Annotated in this window: 27 protein-coding genes and 1 pseudogene; 26 read left to right on the plus strand and 2 right to left on the minus strand. The window is 37.5% G+C overall.

Annotated features, from left to right (window positions below):
- The 9 genes from ACP8HI_RS04525 (at position 1) to ACP8HI_RS04565 (ending at position 5146) form a co-directional block, all read left to right on the plus strand.
- Entirely contained in the window at positions 1-318 is a 318-nt protein-coding gene (locus ACP8HI_RS04525) for a DUF2577 domain-containing protein (RefSeq protein ID WP_438351705.1), read from the plus strand.
- Positions 315-716 (plus strand): DUF2634 domain-containing protein, encoded by a 402-nt coding sequence (locus ACP8HI_RS04530; RefSeq protein ID WP_438349941.1) that lies wholly within the window; start codon positions 315-317, stop codon positions 714-716. The genes ACP8HI_RS04525 and ACP8HI_RS04530 overlap by 4 nt, the downstream gene beginning before the upstream one ends.
- On the plus strand, positions 716-1768 hold the full coding sequence (locus ACP8HI_RS04535) for a baseplate J/gp47 family protein (RefSeq protein ID WP_438349942.1): 1053 nt from the start codon (positions 716-718) through the stop codon (positions 1766-1768). Before ACP8HI_RS04530 ends, ACP8HI_RS04535 begins: the two co-directional genes overlap by 1 nt.
- Positions 1752-2309: a putative phage tail protein gene (locus tag ACP8HI_RS04540; protein WP_438351706.1), complete on the plus strand. Its 558-nt coding sequence runs from the start codon at positions 1752-1754 to the stop codon at positions 2307-2309. Before ACP8HI_RS04535 ends, ACP8HI_RS04540 begins: the two co-directional genes overlap by 17 nt.
- On the plus strand, positions 2309-3433 hold the full coding sequence (locus ACP8HI_RS04545; RefSeq protein WP_438349943.1) for a hypothetical protein: 1125 nt from the start codon (positions 2309-2311) through the stop codon (positions 3431-3433). The genes ACP8HI_RS04540 and ACP8HI_RS04545 overlap by 1 nt, the downstream gene beginning before the upstream one ends.
- Before the next feature lie 11 nt (positions 3434-3444).
- Positions 3445-3855: a hypothetical protein gene (locus ACP8HI_RS04550; protein ID WP_438349944.1), complete on the plus strand. Its 411-nt coding sequence runs from the start codon at positions 3445-3447 to the stop codon at positions 3853-3855.
- Positions 3856-3923: 68 nt separating this feature from the next.
- Positions 3924-4064 (plus strand): CD1375 family protein, encoded by a 141-nt coding sequence (locus ACP8HI_RS04555; RefSeq protein ID WP_438349945.1) that lies wholly within the window; start codon positions 3924-3926, stop codon positions 4062-4064.
- A gap of 78 nt (positions 4065-4142) precedes the next feature.
- A complete protein-coding gene (locus ACP8HI_RS04560; RefSeq protein WP_438349946.1) occupies positions 4143-4547 on the plus strand; it encodes a phage holin family protein in 405 nt (134 codons plus the stop codon).
- Positions 4547-5146 carry a M23 family metallopeptidase gene (locus ACP8HI_RS04565; protein WP_438349947.1) on the plus strand — a complete coding sequence of 200 codons (600 nt, stop codon included), beginning with the start codon at positions 4547-4549 and terminating at the stop codon, positions 5144-5146. The genes ACP8HI_RS04560 and ACP8HI_RS04565 overlap by 1 nt, the downstream gene beginning before the upstream one ends.
- 323 nt (positions 5147-5469) lie before the next feature.
- On the opposite strand, the gene ACP8HI_RS04570 is transcribed toward ACP8HI_RS04565, so the two are convergent.
- Both ACP8HI_RS04570 and ACP8HI_RS04575 read right to left on the minus strand, forming a co-directional pair.
- The gene (locus tag ACP8HI_RS04570) at positions 5470-6120 is read right to left on the minus strand and encodes an HNH endonuclease (protein WP_438349948.1); all 651 of its coding nucleotides are present in this window, start codon (positions 6118-6120) and stop codon (positions 5470-5472) included.
- A 3-nt stretch (positions 6121-6123) separates the two neighbouring features.
- The gene (locus ACP8HI_RS04575) at positions 6124-7350 is read right to left on the minus strand and encodes an AAA family ATPase (protein WP_438349949.1); all 1227 of its coding nucleotides are present in this window, start codon (positions 7348-7350) and stop codon (positions 6124-6126) included.
- Positions 7351-8222: 872 nt separating this feature from the next.
- Here ACP8HI_RS04575 and ACP8HI_RS04580 point away from each other — a divergent pair.
- The 17 genes and pseudogenes from ACP8HI_RS04580 (at position 8223) to ACP8HI_RS04660 (ending at position 21030) form a co-directional block, all read left to right on the plus strand.
- Positions 8223-8990, plus strand: coding sequence for a hypothetical protein (locus ACP8HI_RS04580; RefSeq protein ID WP_438349950.1), 768 nt, complete (start codon positions 8223-8225; stop codon positions 8988-8990).
- Between the two features lie 14 nt (positions 8991-9004).
- Complete coding sequence (locus tag ACP8HI_RS04585) at positions 9005-9247, plus strand: hypothetical protein (RefSeq protein WP_438349951.1); 243 nt, start codon at positions 9005-9007, stop codon at positions 9245-9247.
- A 502-nt stretch (positions 9248-9749) separates the two neighbouring features.
- Positions 9750-10289 (plus strand): GNAT family N-acetyltransferase, encoded by a 540-nt coding sequence (locus ACP8HI_RS04590; RefSeq protein WP_438349952.1) that lies wholly within the window; start codon positions 9750-9752, stop codon positions 10287-10289.
- A 251-nt stretch (positions 10290-10540) separates the two neighbouring features.
- Entirely contained in the window at positions 10541-10981 is a 441-nt protein-coding gene (locus ACP8HI_RS04595; protein ID WP_438349953.1) for a pentapeptide repeat-containing protein, read from the plus strand.
- Between the two features lie 7 nt (positions 10982-10988).
- A complete protein-coding gene (locus ACP8HI_RS04600; RefSeq protein ID WP_438349954.1) occupies positions 10989-11156 on the plus strand; it encodes a hypothetical protein in 168 nt (55 codons plus the stop codon).
- A gap of 80 nt (positions 11157-11236) precedes the next feature.
- Positions 11237-11713, plus strand: a complete 477-nt coding sequence (locus ACP8HI_RS04605; RefSeq protein ID WP_438349955.1) for a GNAT family N-acetyltransferase — start codon at positions 11237-11239, stop codon at positions 11711-11713.
- A gap of 247 nt (positions 11714-11960) precedes the next feature.
- Positions 11961-12524: an HAD-IIIA family hydrolase gene (locus ACP8HI_RS04610; RefSeq protein ID WP_438349956.1), complete on the plus strand. Its 564-nt coding sequence runs from the start codon at positions 11961-11963 to the stop codon at positions 12522-12524.
- Positions 12525-12732: 208 nt separating this feature from the next.
- Complete coding sequence (locus tag ACP8HI_RS04615; protein WP_438349957.1) at positions 12733-13245, plus strand: shikimate kinase; 513 nt, start codon at positions 12733-12735, stop codon at positions 13243-13245.
- A 218-nt stretch (positions 13246-13463) separates the two neighbouring features.
- Complete coding sequence (locus tag ACP8HI_RS04620; RefSeq protein WP_438349958.1) at positions 13464-13976, plus strand: hypothetical protein; 513 nt, start codon at positions 13464-13466, stop codon at positions 13974-13976.
- A 223-nt stretch (positions 13977-14199) separates the two neighbouring features.
- Positions 14200-14844, plus strand: coding sequence for an alpha/beta hydrolase (locus ACP8HI_RS04625; protein WP_438349959.1), 645 nt, complete (start codon positions 14200-14202; stop codon positions 14842-14844).
- 165 nt (positions 14845-15009) lie between these two features.
- Entirely contained in the window at positions 15010-15936 is a 927-nt protein-coding gene (locus ACP8HI_RS04630; RefSeq protein WP_438349960.1) for an acetamidase/formamidase family protein, read from the plus strand.
- A 285-nt stretch (positions 15937-16221) separates the two neighbouring features.
- Complete coding sequence (locus tag ACP8HI_RS04635; RefSeq protein ID WP_438349961.1) at positions 16222-16998, plus strand: Cof-type HAD-IIB family hydrolase; 777 nt, start codon at positions 16222-16224, stop codon at positions 16996-16998.
- Positions 16999-17230: 232 nt separating this feature from the next.
- Positions 17231-17626, plus strand: a complete 396-nt coding sequence (locus ACP8HI_RS04640) for a DUF5071 domain-containing protein (RefSeq protein ID WP_438349962.1) — start codon at positions 17231-17233, stop codon at positions 17624-17626.
- A 224-nt stretch (positions 17627-17850) separates the two neighbouring features.
- Positions 17851-18558, plus strand: a pseudogene (locus ACP8HI_RS04645) (class I SAM-dependent methyltransferase).
- A gap of 248 nt (positions 18559-18806) precedes the next feature.
- Positions 18807-19229, plus strand: a complete 423-nt coding sequence (locus tag ACP8HI_RS04650) for an HD domain-containing protein (protein WP_438349963.1) — start codon at positions 18807-18809, stop codon at positions 19227-19229.
- 291 nt (positions 19230-19520) lie between these two features.
- Entirely contained in the window at positions 19521-19967 is a 447-nt protein-coding gene (locus tag ACP8HI_RS04655; RefSeq protein ID WP_438349964.1) for a VOC family protein, read from the plus strand.
- Between the two features lie 244 nt (positions 19968-20211).
- On the plus strand, positions 20212-21030 hold the full coding sequence (locus tag ACP8HI_RS04660; RefSeq protein WP_438349965.1) for an inositol monophosphatase family protein: 819 nt from the start codon (positions 20212-20214) through the stop codon (positions 21028-21030).
- Positions 21031-21209: the final 179 nt, after the last annotated feature.

Below are 21209 nucleotides of genomic sequence, written 5' to 3' on the forward strand. Positions count from 1 at the left end.
ATGGATGATATCGTAAGAGCTATTAAACGTGCTGCAACTGAAGCGGTAGCCGCAGCCGATCCAATGGCTATTCGGTACGGACAAGTGACAAGTGTAATACCATTGAAGATTCTTGTTGAACAAAAGCTTACCCTGACATCTGTACATTTGATATTGACGCATAACGTGGTGGATTACGATGTGAATATGACGGCCGATGGCGGAGGGACATCAAAGGTGACGGTTCATAATGGGTTGGAGATAGGCGATGGGGTGATACTTGTGAGGACTCAGGGTGGACAGAAGTACATTGTCTTAGACAAGGAAGTGAAAGTATGATCCCTTTAATCAACGACGATCTAGAAGCTGACTTTGAGATAGAAGCACAGTCTACCAAGACGTACAAGCTTAATATCGATGCTGATCGAATTATAGGATTCATCGATGAGATTGAAGCATTGAAACAATCAATCTTCTTAATGTTGAGCATTGAGCGCTATGATTATTTAATATATCCGTGGGATTACGGAGTGGAGCTGAAGGATCTCTTTGGTAAACCCACGAATTTTGTATTACCAGAGATAAAGAGAAGAATATCGGAAGCATTGACACAAGATGAACGTATCGAAAGTGTTGATGCTTTTTCTTTTGATGTAAAAAGAGGTAAGGTGCATGTGGTCTTCACGGTACATTCCATTTACGGTAATTTCGAGTCAGAGAAAGAGGTGAGTATCTAATGCTGGATATGACCTATGAAGATTTAATGCAACAGAAGTTGAATGGCATTGATAACAAATTAGACAAGCGAGTGGGCTCTATTGTATTTAATGCTATTGCGGCAAACTCAGTGGAAATGGTGCAAGCCTTGGTAGCCCTGAAGGGAATCTTGTTAGAGACCTTTGCAGATACAATGTCACGAGAAAACTTAATCAAGCGTGCAGCTGAAAGAGGACTAAAACCCTATGAAGCGACCAAAGCCCAAATAAAAGGTGTGTTCAACATTAATGTTGGCTTAGCCGATCGGTTTTCTCTTGACGATTTAAACTATATCGTGATTGAAAAAATAGCTGAGCATGAATACATGCTGGAATGTGAGACCTCTGGGAACATAGGAAACCTATATCTAGGCGCACTGACTCCAATTGATTATATCAATGGATTAACCGGTGCAGAGCTAACAGAAATACTGATCCCTGGTGAAGATGAAGAAGATACCGAAGTGTTTCGTGCCCGATATTTTAACACTTTCGAATCTCAAGCCTTCGGGGGTAACAGGGCTGACTATAAAGAAAAAGTTGGTGCGCTGCAGGGTGTGGGTGGCGTGAAAGTGTATCGTGCTTGGAACGGTGGCGGGACTGTAAAGCTAGTGATTATAGATTCGCGGTTTCAGAAGCCTTCACCAACCCTCATAGAGACCTTACAGGAAGAGGTTGATCCAGTAGGTCAGCAAGGGGATGGCTTGGGGATTGCTCCTATCGATCATACCGTTACTGTATTTGGTGTAACAGAGGATACGATCGACATTGAGACTACCATCACCTATCAAAGTGGCTGGGATTGGGCAGCCATTGAACCTAATGTTCAAACTGTAATCGACACTTACTTCACTGAGCTGAGTGAAGAATGGGCTGAATCAGATGCTATTGTAGTCCGGATCTCTCAAATCGAGACTCGTTTCCTTGGTATGCCCGGCATTATTGATATTGCTAATACCAAATTAAACGGTATTCAGCAAAACGCGGTACTAGACAATGATGCTATACCGATCCGGGGTGTTGTCGTTGGCTAGATCAGTTAGCGTTCTTGATTACCTACCACCTATTTTTCATGAGGTTAAAGAGATGATTGAGATTGCAAAAGTTGAGAACCCCGTGCTTGAAGCTTTGTGGCAGGAGATTGAAAATGGTTTGCTAGACCAATTCCTTTTATCAGCTACTAATCGCGGGATTAAACGTTATGAAGACATGCTGCACATGAACGTGATGGCAACAGATGATCTTGAAACAAGACGATTCAGACTGTTGACTCGATATAATGAGCAGGTGCCATATACCCGATCTGTGTTGCGTAATTTGTTAAATTCATTACTTGGTGATGAAGGGTACGAATTAACGATTAATGGAGCTGACAAGACTCTGAAAGTAAAGATTGAGCTGACTGTAAAAGGAATGTTTGATGCAGTGGGTGAAATGCTTGGACGTATTGTTCCTCAAAACATGGTTATCACTGTCGAGCTACGCTATAACCAGCACAGCACACTTGCAAGGTATACACATGCTCAACTTGCGGCATATACGCATGATCAATTAAGAAGTGAGGTGTTAAGTTAATGCCAATTAATACGCCGAATTACGGGCTTGTAAAACCTGATGAAACTGAATTCTATGACGTTGAAGTGTCAAATGGGAATATGGATATCATAGACACTCAATTGAAACTCGTAAGTGAAAAGGTAGAGGGCATAACGATTCCTGATGCCAGTTTAATCGTTGCAGGTAAAGTGATGCTCTCCAACGCCACAAACGGATCAAGGGAGAACGTAGCTCCAACAGAAAAAGCTTTAGGGCTGGTTATGAAAGAAGCTACAGCGGGAAAGCAAGCTGGAATTGAGCGTAAAAATGAAACGGTTGCCGCGCTCAATTCCATTGGGATACCATCAACCACGAACGAGACATGGGCGCAACTCATCCCCAAGATTGCGGCAGTTATTAGGGCAACAGGAGCAGCAACAGCCGCTGATGTATTGGCGGGCGTTACTGCATCAAATAAAAATGGACCATTTGTTGGAACAATGGCTAAACGTGTCGGAGCATATCAAGGTACAACTATGATTGGGGTTGCGTCGGTGACACAAGGAGTTATTGACGTTATGCCTTATAAAGGATATTGGGACGGTGCTACTTATGGTGGAATATCAGATCCTAATTTCCACCCTGCTTATTGGCGATCAGATGTAAAGATGTTTGGTAAACAGGGAACTATGCCTGTTCGAAATCCGGATATGGCCGATCAAATTTATGCGAGTAGTGTTGTATATGGTCCTGGCAGTTTATATATGGGTATCCCCAATGCGCATTATCTTAATGGTATCAATTGGGCATATCTGAGTGAACCTAATCTAAACCCTAACAATGTTAGAGCTGGCGTACCGATGTTTAACGGTCAATTGGTCGGGACGTTGATAGAGGGTAAAAAGTTTTTTTACGGGGAATATACAGGCGATACAATGGTTGATATTAATATTGGATTCAACTGGCAAATAATACAAATACAGTCCTCTCTTCTTGATGGTGCATATACGGTATATAGATATGACCCACCGACTGGGAAATTTAGCTATAACTCAGGCGGGAGTTATTCGCCAGCACTATACAATGTTACAAATACGAGTTTTAGTCTCCAACCTTATGGACCAGGTGGAGTATATAGAATTTATGTCTATGAGAGAAAGTAGGAGGGGATAATATGAAAACATTAAATAGAAGAATTTACGCTGATAAATCAACAGGTATTATACTGGTGAACACAGGAGAACCGAGAGTTATGGAAGGCTTTGATAGACCATCTATCGAGTCAGATTTCGAGTCTTTCACTGCCTTACAAGGTCGCGACCCACAAAGTGTGATAGTGATAGAATTGGAAATTGGGCAATATTCCGAAGAATTTAACACGCAGATATTAGGGCGAGTTAATCCCGATACATTGACATTAGAGTTTTCGTATCCCGATCCAAGTGATCCTGAACCGGAAGTGCCTGTATATCAGAAACCTTTAAGCGAACAAATGAAAGATCTTGATATGAAAATGGAAGAAAAAGATAGGGAGAACAAAACAGCATTGTTCGAAATATACAGCATGCTATTAGGCGGTGAATGACCTTGACAGTCATGACCCGCCTTTTATTATGGGCTTTACTAAAGGTATCGAAGGGAGGTGGAATCAATATGATAGTAGTTATGGCAGCACTGATTGTTTATGGCGACATTACTTTTTCTCAAGTACCGGATAAGTCAAAGGTTGCAGTAAGAGCAAGATTGGTTGTACTCGGTTACGATGAGAATGGTCAGCCGATAGAGACAGTTTAGACACAGCGCCCAGTAAGGCGTTTTTATTTTGCCCTCATAACTATGAGGGCTATTTTTTATTGAATAGGGGGAAATGAAGTGGAGAGATTGGATTTAGCGTTAAAGTGGGGCATAGCGTTATTTGGATCAGTAGGCACGTATTTATGGGGAGGCTGGTCTGAGTTGATATCATTTTTTCTGATTGCGATTGTGATCGATTATGTAACTGGCATGCTGGCATCGATCAAAGAGGGTCACGGATTAAGTAGTAGCGTTGGATTTTGGGGGATAGCCAAGAAGGGACTTATGCTACTCGTTGTTATATTGGCTCACAGGCTAGATGTCCTGATGGGAACTGACGTAATTATGATCGGTGCCATTTACTTTTATCTGGCTAATGAACTTATTTCTGTTACGGAAAATTACGGACGGTTGGGTTTACCTCTACCAAATAAGATCAAAGATGTCATAGCTATTTTTAAACAGAAGGGTGGCAATCAATAATGAATCCATTTGAAACTCTTAGATTGACAAGTCCTTTCGGAATGAGAATTCACCCTGTTTATAAAACAGCAAAGTTCCACAAGGGCGTTGATTTAGTCACCACGCCCTCATTGGGCCCGTTGTACGCATTTGTAGCTGGTGAAGTCACCCATGCAAAGGAAGGTGCCAAAGGTTCGGGATTCGGTGGGTACGGTATCGTAGTGGCAGTCAAGGATGACAAAGGATTCCTTCATGTTTACGCTCATCTATCCGTCGCATCGGTAAAGGTGGGGGATAAGGTCAAGAGAGGGCAGAAGGTGGGGCTTCAAGGTAGTACAGGGGTTTCAACTGGACCGCATCTACATTACGAGATCCGGAAGAAATCCACACCTAGTTATGGGTTTACAGAGTCTGAATCCGGTGTTGTGGAGCCTACGAAGTATCTTCAAGATTACTATGCAAAGGGGGAGATTGAATTGAAAAAAGAAGATGCCGATGGTATTATCTCCTATATGAAACTGGCATATGGAGCCGCTAAGACACAGGAAGAGAAAAAGAAAATCGGAAGGTTGACCGACACTGTGCGTGAAGCTTCAGGACAGGCTAAACAAAACGGATAAGTAAATTCGCAAGCGCTTGGGATTATGCCCTGCTGACTTCGGTCGGTGGGGCATATTTATTTCGTTCTAGGGAAGAAAAATTAGACATAAAATTCTAATAGAGGGAGTGTTGAATATGGAATACAGTAATAAGCGGGAGTTGAATATTAACTTCAAATGTATTATGTGTGATAGTGGAGAACATGGAATCGGTGAAAATGGGAAATTCGTTTGTTTTAATTGTATAAAAAAGATGGTCAACTCACACGACTTAATAGTGAAACCTGAATTTAGAATAAAACAGCATGTAGGAGTCTACTAACTCTTCCATGCTGTTTTATTGATTAGGCTGTAACTGGTAATCTCACTTTGATCATTTGTTCAATCATTAATGAAAATTCTTTATCCGGTAACGTTCTATCATGAATATCATCCCAAATAAGCCCTTTTAACGTATGGTTATCTGTCTGCTCATATGCAATTATTAGTGGATCTATTGATTTTATGCATTCTGTTCGGCGTTCTATCAATTCAGGGCGATCTAGCTTTAGGAGCCGTATAGTCATTTCAGCATTCCTGTTTCCTTTAGCAGGGAACGGAAGTGGACCGCAAAAAATTATTTTTTCTTCAGGAATATCAATATATGGGTTCAACAAAGGTAGGAGTGGATCATAATATATTTTTTTGTTCTGATTACACTTAGAGCAACCAATAGTTAAGTTATCCCACAAAAAGGTTTTATTTCGAACTTCTGATTTGGGTTCAATATGTTCTATATCTCCATGATCTATATGAGTGATTTTGGATTCACAGTAAACACATTTATTAGAAGTTTCTAATAGTAGAGCCGCCTTTATTTCTGGGTGTCCATATCTTCCATTGACCGTTTTTGGGATTTTATCATCATTTAATACAAAAGCCATAAGTTCATTAGTCCACTCATCTTCTTTTTCAACAAGAATAGCGGGTTTACTCCCTTTTATTAAAGACCTCAATGACTATTCGCCTCCTTGAAGTAAACCCAAAGCTTGAGGCAAATGATCTGCTAATCCAACGTTTGCTAGTTCACTTTTTAAACCTAAATACCCCTCAGGTGTTAATTCCGATGTTTTATATTTATTTAAGATTTCATTCAAGCTGTCTTCAACCCATATAGGCATTGTTACAGGTACTCCAAGTACTTCTCGTAGTATTTGGGATGCATTAGCAGCTTTGTTTTCGAAGTCGAGTACTTCACTAATAACAGCATTTTCATCGTTGTATTTAAGTGCGTAAACGGTTGACTCTCTTACCGAGTTCACCATTAAAGGGCTATGAGTAGTCACAATAAATTGTGCCTTAGGAAATGAAGAAAGTAAATTAGGGAGAAGTTGCCTTTGCATTGACGCGTGAAGGTGATTTTCGGCCTCATCAATCAGCACGAAAAAGGGTTCATCCTTTCCAGCTTCAAACATATAAATTTGCCATGCTAAATCTAAAATTGCTCCAATACCACCCGAAACGGCATCTAATAAAAAGTCCCCACTGTTTGTTTCAAGAATGACTTCGCCGTTTCTGACGCTTAGGTCATTAAAGCCTAAGGTGGGAGGGAGTAATTTTCTGAGTATTTCTATAAAACCCAAAAATAATTCTAATGCGTCATCATCAGATTGGACGTATTCATTTCCTTTCCCAAATAAGGCAAGACTAATTATTGTTGATTTCATTTGAATAATTGGCGGATTTGAATACTGTCCAAAGAAACTACTCATTAAAGATGAATTAAACATGTTGTAGGCTTCGTTTTTTGTTTGTGCTTTTACAGGGATTGAAGTAATCTGTTTATAAGAATAAGCAGTTCTGTGTGAAGGTATATTAAGACCCTTTAATTGCATATGTGGTTCTAGAGTGATATTGTAGTTGACTTGCTGGGATAGGCTTGGAGCGTTAATATTAATTTTCTGTCCATTTTGTAAAGTGATGCTTCCGATACTGCTATGAGCATCAGAGGGACTATCTGTTAATTTTCTTCGTCCTAGCTTATATATTGACCCCTTTCTACCTTTTATGTTGGAAGGTGTCGCAGTTTCGGAATATCCCCAACCGACCAATCTACCTAAAAGTCTAAGTAAGGTGCTTTTCCCAGCACCATTTGCACCAGTAATAACTGTCAACCTGGGGTTGAGGGTGATGTCAACCATCTCAAATTGGTTCCACTTTTCAATTTTTAGATTTTTAAAGATCATTATCATTCTCCTAATTTTTTTATAGAAGACTAAGAGTCGCCTACCTTAGGTATTTCTCTTTTAATTGTCATTCTCCTCTAAAGTAGAATTGTTATAGTGTATTATTGGTAATCTTAATAAGAAACAAGAGTAAATATACACTACACTGAATACACAAAAAGTATCATAACAGAATGTGAAAGCAACTTTTAAAAGCTGTTTTGGCATTCGCTATCGGAGATTCCATCTATTTCTAACCTCAAATTATCTGGAATATTTCTTTGAATGATTGCATATGATAAAACTAGAAAACACTTTCCATAGCTCCTTGATTTGCTTATTAAGCAGTTAAGGAGGTGAGTACTAAATGAATATAGATGCCCGTTACATCCTAACTTGGGTTTTAATTGTTATGATCGTGGTATTTTTATTTCTAGTAGTCATTTTGAAAATTTAATAAAAAGTGAGCTTATGGACCAGAGATTCATCCCTTTACCGGGTTGAATCTCTGGTCCAATAAAATAAATATACATGAAAGAATGATAAAAGCTTCGTTGGCTATATGCTAACGAAGCTTTTATTTGTTTCTAACCTCAATATAATCTCCCTTTAAGGTTCATCCCTTAATAAGATAAACAAAAGCCCTTTAACAACATACAAAAGGCCCTACCGGTATATAAACTGGTAGGGCCTTTTTTTTGCGTTAAGCTAAGGGAATCTTTCCTTAATGGAAGTTTAGTTTCCGTATACATAATGTCCCCAATGAACTATATTGATGTTACACAGTTCGGAAGTACCGACAGTTTAATCCGAACATCGGGAAAATGTCATATAAGCCGAAGCCAATGAGGAATTTTTTTTATTTAGCTTATCACTTAAAATGGGGGAGTATAATGTTTGGAATTCAGATTTCTGTAATTATAATTGCTGTATTCACTGCTTTTATTGGTTATCAATTTAGAATAAGAGAGAAAAGGAAAGATTCATCATATTCTGAACTATCAAAAAGCTATAATGAAGTGTATGGACCCATGTTTTTTAGGCTTAAAGAAATTAATCAATCAACAGACGATAACGAGAAGCAAGGATTAATCGATGCGTTCTTTAAAGATTTTAGCTCGAAAGCACAGCTTTTAGGCTCCTCAGTTTTATTAAAAAAATACATAGATTTAAATGCATTGTTCAATACTCATAAAAACAAAAGTTCACTTGAATCTATTATTACTGAAAAACTAATTGATTTCCATACTTTATTGGAAACAGAATTTTGGGATGCCCACGATATAATATATAAAGAACACTTTAGACATAAGGATCAAAATTTTAAACCAGTAAAAGCTCTATACATTGAATTCATTGGGACAATCAAGAAATTATCTACTTTGGTGATGAGTTTTTGTTGTGTTGTATTGTATATTATCCTTTTGGACTATTCACTTAAATTAAACCTTCTTTCCATTCAAGTGACATTTTATACATTAGTAGCTACTGTAGGGTTTATTTTTCCGCTTTATCTGAGCTCACTGGCCTACTCATATATGTTTTATAAAAAGACAGCGAATGATTCCAGACAACGAGAAGATGATTTAATAATTTCGACATGGAAATTATTAAAACTTAAGTTTGTTTTGAAAAAAAATTCGAATACTAATAATAAGTAAGTTGGAGAAACCTTATGAATACTACATACAAAGTCCTTAGCACGGACACTGAACTATTTGCTGCAGCACTCGCTCAAGTAAGGGTATATGTCGTACAGATCAGCGAGGATCAACCGGATTGCATAGTTGATTATGGTGGACCAGTCCAGAAATATACGCCTGAAACTGTCAAGATCACCGATAAGTATTACATGAGAGAAAGATTTGAGTTTCGGATTTATTTAACGAAGACGAGAAAGCAAATAATCTTCCGCTAACCTTTATTGGTCGGTGGTTTTTTTTATATAGAAAGACAAATTCACTTTAGAAATAAAAGAGTATATATAATGAAGCAAAAAAAAAAGACTGCCCCCAAATGGGGCAGTCCATATGTTGTTATTTAGATTCTGAGTGCTCTATAGTACATCGCAAAAAAATAATATCCCTTACTTTACGCGGTTTTGCATAGCACAGAAACACGTTGCTAATCGCAAGTATCAGCCTTCCAAGCTGATAGCGTGGGTAAAGAATACCCCGCTAACCTTAATTGTGGTCGGCAGGGTATTCTTTTATTATTTTGATTATACATGCCCACAACTTGCCCACAAAGCATAACAACTTGATAACACTTCACAACTCTTCTGAAACCGTGAAAACCGCATAGATAAAGGATTTCACGGTTTTAAGTCGAATTAAACACACGTTATACCTTAAGAGCTATCTAAGGCCGGGGCTCGTCGTGAATACACAAACGTTATACGACAGAACGGAGATAGATAAATGCAAGTAACTATAACTCTAACAGACCAAAACACTAAATTTATTATCAATAATTTATACCCATTATATTTGCATGATTTATCTGAGATATGGGGATGGAAACCCAATAAATACGGAGTTTTTGAAGACGATGAGACATTGACTTTGTTTGAGCAAAATACAGTATTTGATGTATGGTGGACTAAACCATCAATACTATTTCCATACCTGATAAAAGTAGATGAAGTTCCTGCAGGATTTGCTCTCGTGGGTACACCCCCATACACACCTCATGGTAGTGATTTTTACATAAATGAGTTTTTTATTTTACGGTCATTTCGTGGTAGAGGTGTGGCTGAAACTGCTGCGGTTAAAGTGTTTGATAATCATCAAGGTACTTGGGAGTTGCAGACAAACCCAAGAGAAACTAATAAAAGAGCACAGACTTTTTGGAGAAGAATAATTCATAATTATACTGTTGGAAATTACAAAGAGGAAACTGCTGAAACAAGAAATGATGGTAACAAGATAATTTATAGATTTCAGAATAGTAATAAATAATAAATAATGCAAGTAATTCAATGTTCCATCGTATCTACGCTGCGGGCTACGCCCTTGGTTCGCGAGAAGCGATAAGCCAAGAAGCTGAATCAGCGAACAACCCTGCGAGGCTTAGTCCGTCGGACCCGGCGCTCTGCGCCTTAAGCCTCTCGGGTTTGTAGATACAAAAACGTTATATGAAACCAGTTCAACCCTATTTTAAACACCATTGAAATTTACATTTAACAATATAATCAAACAGGAGAATGAACATGGGATTAGAAGTCGCAAAGATGGAATTAAAGATGAAAAACATTTCTGGATCTACATTTAAGGAAGTTAATGCGGAGGGACTAGATTTTGATAATGTTAATCTATCAAAGACTAAGATTAATAACGCAAATATGAGTGGAATGGCAGTAAATGACATCAATGCATCTGAACTTAGAATTACAGATGCTAACCTGACAGGCACTTCAATTCAACATGCAAATATGAGTCATATGAAGATCGAGCATGTTCACCTTTTCGGAACGGAATTTGTCGATGTTGTATTACCACAAGAATCTGACTGGGATTATGATCCGCATGGAAACTATAAGCCCATAATATTTAACAACTGTGACCTAACCAATATGGAGATTAATGATTGTAATATCACTGGACTAAAGATAAACGGGATACTGATTGAAGAATTGTTAAAGACTAAGTAAAAGTTTTGTGAGCATTTCGAAGATGGCACTGGCATCATATAACACGATATTCATGCTTCGGGGCATTCGCCCCTCGGTCCAGTCTGAAGTTAGTAGTCGAATCGAAGAGGCATTTCAGCAGCAAGAAGTGGATTCAGCCGGACACATCGATCCCCCTAAGATAAGAGCTATTTAAGGGGGATCGACGTCGTGAATACAACAATGTTATCGGAAATAACATGAGTATTATATATAAATTAGGGCGGAGAAATTCAAATGAAATTTGAATTAATTCAAGTAAACAAAGAATATAAGGAAGTACTGGCTAATTTAATGCAGTTTTATATTTATGATTTTTCCGAATTTATAAAATGCGATGTAGAAAAAGGCGGACTATATGGAGCGTATCCATTAGAAGATTACTGGAAAGAAGAGAATCATAGATTTGCGTATGTAATTAAACAAGATAATAAGTATGTAGGGTTTGTATTGGTAAGGTTAATTGAAACAGCTGAACGTGATTATTATTCAATTGCTGAGTTCTTTATATTAAAGAAATATAGACGAGAAGGGATTGGCAAAGCTGTAGCTGCTCGTATTTTTGATTTACATAAAGGACAATGGGAAGTCTATCAGATCGAAGGAAACAAATCGGCGCAGATATTTTGGAACAAAGCCATTGATGAATATACAAAAGGGCAATTTAAAGAGCGGATAGAGAATGGAAGAAGAATACAAGATTTTATTAGTTGATTCAAGGGGTCATGTTACATCCGATAACATTGCATTACCACATCGGTCACTACGCTCCCTTGGTCACCAAGAAGAGTTTTCGTAGAAAGCTGATTCAGGTGACACATCCAACCGGCTAAGTGGCAGAGCCACCCGGACCTACGGTCCTTAAGTCGTATGGACGTCAGAAATGCACAACGTTATGTGAAAGGACTGTGAATCATATGAATAACAAAACTAATCAAAGAAACAGCAGAGGATGAAGATCATGGAAGAGAATAAGATACAAGCAGTGTTTATTGATCGGGATGGAACAATTGGAGGAACCGATGAAATACTTTATCCGGGTTCGTTTGAATTGTTTACTTATACTGATGAAGCTTTAAATAGGCTGAAAAAAGAAGGGATAAAACTATTTGGATTTACAAATCAACCGGGCATTTCAAGAGGAGAAGCCACAGAGGAATCCTTTAGAAATGAAATGATAGATTTTGGCTTTGATGCAGTATACATTTGCCCACATCAACATACTGAAGGATGTAACTGTCGTAAACCTAATCCAGGGATGCTATTCAAAGCAGCAGAAGAGAATAAACTAGATTTAACTAGATGTATTGTAATCGGAGATAGATGGTCAGATATTGTAGCCGGATATAATGCTGGATGTATGAAGGTTTTAGTATTAACAGGTGCTGGAAATGAAGCAGTAAATAAATATAAACATAAATGGTCAAATACAGAAGTTGATTATATTGCGAGGGATTTCGAGGATGCGGTAAACTACATAGTAAATTTCGTGAGTGATATCGAAGAAGACAGGGCCATCCGATAACACAGCATTCCTACTGCGGGCATTCGCCCTTGATCGCCAAGAGGATTTTCTGAGAAGCAGATTCAGGCGACACATTTAACCAGCTAAGTCTTACGACCCGTTCTCTTCGGTCACTTAAGCCGCTTGAACGTCAGGAATGCTTAACGTTAGACGAAATTCATACAATATATAAATAATCAGAACTGTTAGAAATAATTGGAGGGAGAATATGAATATAGTTCTCATAGGTATGTCTGGAGCTGGTAAAAGCACTTTAGGTGTGTTACTTGCAAAAGCTTTAGGAATGGATTACGCGGATTCAGATATTATTATACAACAACATGAAGGTAGGTTATTACAAGATATCATTGATAATGATGGTATAGAGAAATTTATGGAGGTCGAAGAAAAAATAGTGTCTGAATTGCAACTTAAAAATTGCATTATATCTACAGGTGGAAGTGTTATATATTCAGATAAAGCTATGAATGTCCTTAAACAGGGTGGACAGATTATTTATTTACATGTCCCATATGAGGAAATTAAAAGGAGACTAATAAACATAACAACCAGAGGTATTGTAATAAAGAAAGGAAATAGCCTTAAGAACGTTTACGAGGAAAGAGTTCCTCTATACATTAAGTATAGTGATAAAACTCTTGATTGCTCAAATAAGGATATAGATCATTGTGTAAGAGAGATTATAGAGAAAATACAAGAAAATCATTGCGATAGTATATAATGCTCACGAAGTATAGGTTTAAGCAACTCGCAGATGGCATGAACATCGTCTAACACAACATTCCTACTGCGGGCATTCGCTCTTGATCGCTATGAGGGATATCAGTGAAGTTAATTCAGGCGACCCATTCAACCAGCTAAGTCTGACGACCCGTTCCCATTGGTCACTTAAGCCGCTTGAACGTCAGGAATGCGCAACGTTATTGGAAATCAGTGTAAATGCAAAAATCACAAAAAGATCGGAGATCTATAGTGAATAATCTATTAAAGAACTTCCTTTGGGGACTGCTTATTTTTCCGTTTTTTATTAGTATATTTTGTATTAATCATTTTTTATTCTGGTTATTATTTGGTATATATATTTTACTGATTGGTATATTATTAACTACTTTAAGTCTGTTTAACAAGTTAGAGACAATAGAGAAGAAACTGAAAAGATATTTTATTAGAGCTTTTACTTTTTTAGGTGGGATCGGAATGGTAGTGTTTTTTAGTTACATTTGGGCTACTAGTTATTTGGATATTGGAGCTTATTTTTCAAAAGATTATAAAACAGTAAAAGGATTTTCAAGCGGCCATGTCACTGCACGTAGTCTTTTTGAAACATTTGAAGTTAATAATATTGAACTCAAAAGTACATATATCATCCCAGAAGAAGATCTTGATAAAGAAGTAGAAGCAACATATCTACCAAGGTCAAATTATGTCATAGAACTTTGGATATATAGATAATGAATGATTGAGATTCAGAGTAGAGACTGACATCCGATAACACAGCATTCCTACTGCGGGCATTCGCCCTTGATCGCTAAGAAGGATTTCTAAGAAGTATATTCAGGCGATACATTCAACCAGCGAAGTCTGACGACCCATACCTACGGTCCTTAAGCTGAATGAACGACAGGAATGCCAAACGTTAGACGAAATCACTTGAAGATTGGAAGGATGATGTAAAATGAAATTTGAACTAATTCGTGTCCCCTCGTTTTGGGGAACTGAATTAAACCAAAAACATATCTCAGTTCAAGAACGAAATAGAAAGTTAGTCGTACTTTTCCCAGGTAGAAACTATTCCTGTGAACTTCCACTTCTTTATTATGCTGGTAATACTGCACTTCAACTTGACTATGATTTATTAATTTTAGAGTACGGGTATCAAGCCGCAAGAATGAGTCTTGATCTTAATGATTTACCTAAAGTAATAGATGAATGTTTTGAATCAATTAAAATAATTGCTAACAATTATGATCAAGTCATTTTTATTAGTAAAAGCTTAGGTACCATTATAGCTGGTGAAGTTCATAGAAGATTGCAAGTTCAAATAAACCATATATTTCTGACACCATTGGTTGAAACAATTGAATTCATTAATACTACAAATGGAATTGTGATATTTGGTAGTAAAGATCCCTTATTTATAGTTGAAAGTGTAAGACAAATAGAAAGTAGTCAAAGAATTATTGAAATACCAAATGCAGATCATGGATTAGAAACTGGAAATGTGGAAGAAAACCTTTCTATTTTAATTTTCATTGTAAAAACTTATAAAGAAATATTAATAGATAAGGCTTGTGAAGATAATTCAAGGGACTTGGTCTAACAAAAGCTTCACGCTGCGGGCATACGCCCTTGATTGGGAGAAGCAATTACACTAACACAGAAACCCACCTGATGAAAGCAAGAGCAAGAAGCAGGTGGGTTTTCGTCGTGAACCTCTAAACGTTATAAGAAATTGGCGTAAAAGCGAATAATTGGAGGTGTAATCATGGCAGTATATAATATCCAATTAAGTAATGAATCCTTGATTGGCTTATTAACAACAGAAGTTAAGCCATGTGTTTCAATTAAGTCAGGGGACACCCTTCGTTTTGAAACACTTGATGCTGGGTGGGGGACAGGTAAAAGTTACAAGGAACGTATTAAGCCTTTTGCAAGAAAAGGCTCAGGCCATGCGTTAGTTGGTCCTATCTTTATTGAAGAAGCTAAAAAGGGGATGACGATTAAAATACATTTTAATGAAATAAAACCTGGCCAATATGGCTTTACTGCAGCAGGAGAGTATCCAAATTGGCAAAATGAACAATTATTTTTGTTAGATTATAAAGAAATTATACTTGATTGGAAACTTGATAATCAGATGATGAAGGGTTCATGTCATATTAATGAACGTGATTTTACAGTTCCATTAAAGCCCTTTATGGGTGTAGTCGGGATGCCACCGGAACAAAGTGGAGATCATTCCACTTGGCCTCCTAGATTTTGTGGTGGTAATATAGATTGTAAGGAAATAGTGAAAGGTAGTACCTTGTATCTGCCAATATCTGTTGATGGGGCATATCTCGTAATAGGAGAAGGGCATGCAATGCAAGGGGATGGAGAAGTGAGTTGTCAGGCAATTGAATGTCCAATGGAATTAGTAGATGTAACAATCGAGGTACTTGAAGATATGGTGATTTCTCTGCCTCGAGCTAACACACCTTCGGGATGGCTTACGTTTGGTTTTGATGAAGATTTGAATAAGGCGACTGTTCAAGCTTTGGATCAAATGTTAGATCTAATTGGAGAACAATATGGATTGAATAGGGTAGAAGCTATCGCATTAGGAAGTTCCATTATTGATTTACGAATCACTCAAATTGTTAATGGAGTCAAAGGAGTACATGCTTGTTTACCTCACGATATATTATTGTAAATCAAAGAAGACGCCAACATCGTATAACACAACATTCTTGCTACGTCGCTAACGTTCCTTGGTCGCCGGGAAGATTTTCTGAGTAGTGTTTTCAGTCGACACATCCAACCGGCTAAGTGGCAGAGCCACCCGGACCTACGGTCCTTAAGCTGCTTGGACGTCAGGAATGCGCAACGTTAGCAGAAATCGGTCAGGATCATGTGAACTACGAACATACTAATTGCGTTTATGTCTTGTGAACAGTTAACATTCAAGTAATAAAGTTAGAGAGAGGATCAATATATTATGTACAAGGTTGTATTTTTCGATGTTGACGGTACCCTATTAAGTGAGATTGATAGGAGCATACCGCAAAGTACGAAAGAAGCAATTAATCTGTTGATTAACAAAGGAATAAAAGTTGTGGTTGCGACAGGGAGACCGTACAGTTTGTGTGAAGAGTTGGTGTTAATGGGTATTGACACAATTATTTCTGCAAACGGTGCACTTATAAAATGTGATGGAAACGTTATTTATAAATCAGCGCTTTCGACAGAAACCCTTCGAGACGTCACGGCATTTGCTGAATTAAACGGACATAGCGTTTCTTATTTTACGGAGGCATTCGCGATGAACGGAATTGGCTCAGATAATAAACGAGTCATGGAGGCACTGAAAGAGACGTTAAGTATTACTCAATATCCCCCAAAAATGAGTTCTACGGCAGAGGAAGTTTATTGCATGTGCCTGTATGCAGACGGCAGCGAAGCTCAAAAATATATTGTTAACTTCCCCAAGCTCAGGTTCGTGAGGTTTCACAGATATGTCATGAATGTGCTTGAAGAAGCGGAAGTTTCCAAGTCAACAGCGATTAAAAAGGTTCTTGATTATTTAGAAATTGACAAATTTGAAGCTATTGCTTTCGGTGACGGAGGAAACGACTTAGATATGTTGGAGTATGTTGGCTTGGGAATTGCAATGGGAAATGGTGAGAATCTATTAAAAAAGAAAGCGAACTTTGTTACAAGAAGAGCAAGTGAAGGTGGTATTTCGTACGCTTTAAAAATATTCGGGGTTATATAAATATTAAAAGCTGCTGATTGTATCTCAAAGAAGTGACAGACATCAGCTAGACATTCCTACATCGTCGCGTTCACTCCTCGGTCACCAAGATGATTTTCGGAGAAGTGAAATCAGGTGACCCGTTCCCTACGATCACTTAAGCCGCTTGAACGTCAGTAATGCACAAACGTTATCAGAAATGATTGCAAAGTTTTATTAAACATATAAAAGATGAACCTATTTGGGGGTATTCATGGAGAATTTAAGAATTTATTTACCCAAAGACAAACATGATTTTGATAGTGTAACTGAATTGAATAAGTTGGAATATTCAAATGTTATTATACTGATCCCAAACCTACTAGAATGGCTTCAAGATATAAATTGGCCCATATCTACAGAGATAGCTAAATTATTACTCAGATACCCAGAAGAAACAATTCCACACGTTAAAGAGGTTTTAAGTGCCAAAGATGATATATGGAAAGAATGGTGCTTAAGATATTTTGTTGAAGAGTTATCAGAACATTTAATTATTGAATTTAAAGGCGAACTAACAAGAATAGTGTATGATCCAACTAGTGGTGAAGAGCTTGAAGAAGTTAATGAAACCGCTCAATTGATACTAAAACGCATTAAGAATATATAAGTCATTTTTTCGCTAATTCAAGAAGGAAATCACTTCTGATAACAAAACATTCCTACATCGTCGCATTCGCACCTTGGTCGCCAAGGTGATTTTCAGAGAAGTAGAATCAGGCGCACATTTAACCAGCTAAGTCTGACGACCCATTCCCTATGGTCACTTAAGCTGCTTAAACATCAGGAATACCAAACGTTAGATGAAACTTGCAGAAAGCTTGAGGTGAGGGTATGAACAGAGTAGCAAATATAAGGAAAGAAGAGAAGAAATATCATGACTTTTGTTACAATAATTATAGTTTATTTGAGCCAGGCACTTGGCTGCATAAACCAGTAAAAACGGTAATCGATCTTTTAGAAGAATATAAAGATAAAGAATACTTAAGTGTTCTTGATTTAGGATCTGGGGTTGGTAGGAATAGCATTCCCATAGCCGAATCAATGAAGAATAGAAATGGAAAAGTAGTTTGCGTTGATTTATTGGAGTCCGCTATAGATAAATTACATGATTATAGTCAGAAATCTGGGGTCGAACAATAAATTGTAACAAGACTATCAGATATTGAACAATTTAATATCGAACAAGAAGAATATGACGTTATTGTAGCTGTATCTGCCTTAGAACATGTAAGTTCGGAAAGAGCATTGGAAAGAAAACTTAATGAAATGACTTTTGGAACGAAAAGAAATGGATCCAACTGCATAATAATCGGATCAAATATACAAGAAGTAAATCTCGAAAATGGACTAGAGTTGGATCCAATGTTTGAAGTGAACATAACTAAAGAAAGAATGTTGGAATTATTAGATCATCAGTATGCTACATGGGAAATTCAAAAGCGATTTGTAAAGCAATTAGAATATGACATTGACAGGAATGGAAAACCCGTAAAACTGACAACTGATTGTATAACCTTTGTAGCCAAAAAGATTATGTAAGTTAATTCAAAGAAGTCTGCAAGCATCATCGAACAATGTTTTCACACAGCGGGCATTCGCCCTTGGTCTGGACCGAAGTGGAAGAAGCGGATTCATATGAAGTCATTCAGTAGTAGAGAAGCTTGTTCAACCAGACATATCCATCGCCCTAAGATAAGAGCTATCTAAGGGGAAAGGACGTCGTGAACACGGAAACGTTATGTGTAATACCCTGAGTGTAATTAAACCCAAGATCGGAGATGATCAGCTTGGATGATATTGAGTTAGCAATATTAATAGCCTTAAAGGCACATAAGGGGCAACATGATAAAGGCGGAAATCCATATATATTACATCCAATCGCAGTTATGAACAGGGTAGAAACAATTGAAGAGAAGATTGTGGCAGTATTACATGATGTAATTGAAGATACTCAGGTAACATTTGAACAATTAAGGGAGCAAGGCTTTTCTGAAGAGATAATCGAAGCAATTCATTTATTAACGAGATCAGAAAAAGATAGTTATGAAAAATTTATTGAAAAGACTATTAAAAATCGAATCTCAAGAAATGTAAAGATAGCTGATATTAAAGAAAATATGAATCTTACAAGAATTAAAGAACCGACAGAAATTGATTATAAAAGACTTGAGAAATACAGAAAAGCATTAGAATTATTAGGAGGCAACTAAACCTTTTGAGTGGATATTCAAGAAGAGGGTACTACGCATAACAATGTTTTTCAGCATCGACGCTGACGCTCCTTGGTCTGCCCGAGGAATTCCGAGGAAGTGGAATCAGGAAGACAACCCTGCAAGGCTAAGTGGATACGCTCCTTTAAGCCTTTCAGGTTCAGGAACACAATAATATTATGCGAAACTACTGAAGTGTGAAGAACATATTAAAGATTCTCATAAATACATGAAATCAATTACTTTCGAAGTACTAGTAGCAATATATTTTTACACCAAGGAGTGGTAATTATGATAATAGGTTTATATGAGGCACATTTACCTGTTAAAAACCTGGGGATTTCAATAGATTTCTATAATAAATTAGGATTGAAATTAGCATGGCGTGATGAAGAAACGGCTTTTTTTTGGATTGAAGAAGGCAGAAGTTGGTTGGGGTTGTGGGAAGGAGATGAATATAAAACACCGTACCATCCTTCCTTAAGACACATAGCTTTTAGAGTATCTTTTGAAGATCTTAAAAAGAGTTTAGAATGGTTATCTTCAATTAATATAAAGCCTGTTCCTTTTGGAACGAGGAAAAGTATAGAACCCTTTATTCGCCCATATCAAGAAAATGCGTCGGTATATTTTAATGATCCAGACGGAAATAGCTTAGAATTAATGTGTTTTGTTAATGCACCTGAAGAACTGAAAGGTGTGACCGAAAAATTATCATTAGAAGAGTGGGGAAATTAATAGGTTAAGAACTTGTCATTATTAAAATTGGATTTTGAGAACGGTAATAAGATTTGAAAAAGCTTTTTAAAGCACAAATTTAAGAACGTATAAAGCGTATTGTAAGCATATCAAGAAGTCGGAAGCATCGCATAAACTACCTAACCGCATCGCGGCCGGTCCTACTGACCTTAAGGTGGTGGGACGTCGTGAACACGGAAACGTTTGGTGAAATCAGTTGTAAAATTTATTGTTGAGGTGAATCATGGAAGAAGATATCATACGAGTTGCAAAAAAGATCTCAATTACAGCAATATTGAAAGCTGGTCAAGTAGCAAAAGATTACTTTGATAAAGGTATTGATCTACAGGAAAAGGATATTTATGGTGATATTGTTACTGATGTTGACCATAAAGCAGAGAAAATTATATTGGATGAAATCATGGATGTGTTTCCAGAACATCAAATCGATAGTGAAGAGAGTGGCAATAACGGCAAAACAAGTGACTGGCTTTGGATGATTGACCCATTGGATGGAACGAATAATTTCGCGATTGGTCTGCCGATTTTTTCAACATCGATAACATTGATGTATAGATCAGAACCGGTTCTAGGTGTCGTTTATGAACCGCTAGTAAACCGACTCTATATAACCAGTAAAGAAGAAGGATCATTCTGTAATAATGAACAGTTGCAAGTTAAGAAGAAAGAGGAGATAAAAAAAGGTACAATTGCTTGGATTCAGGGTCATAAGGTACAGAACGATGAGAATGCTGTCAAATTGCGCCAGCATTTAGACCTTCATTTTAAAAGAATGATAAGATTATGGGCTCCAACGTTGCAATGGTGCATGTTGGCTAAAGGAGATATAGATGGAATTGTATTATATAACTCCGAGGGAGATGATTTATACTCTGGGATATTAATGGTTAAAGAAGCAGGAGGGATTGTCATAGATTTTGAAGGCAACCCCTTTAATGGAATGAATGAAGAGCCATATTTAATTGCATGTCACCCAGAGCATAAAGAATATTTCCTAAGAGTAGTCACAGAGGGATTGGGATTAATCGAAGAGGTCAACTGACATCACCTAACAAAGCATCTGAGCTGTGGGGCATTCGCCCCCTAGGTTGTTGGTGTATAAACTTAGGAGTAGCTCAGACAACACACGACCCTACCTAAGATAAGAGCTATCTAAATCCGGGTCGCAGATGCGGAAACATTAGCAGAAATCAGTACAGATTATCATCAAGAAGGAAGAAA

The organism is Paenibacillus sp. FA6, from assembly GCF_051550225.1.
Taxonomy (GTDB): domain Bacteria; phylum Bacillota; class Bacilli; order Paenibacillales; family Paenibacillaceae; genus Paenibacillus_AQ.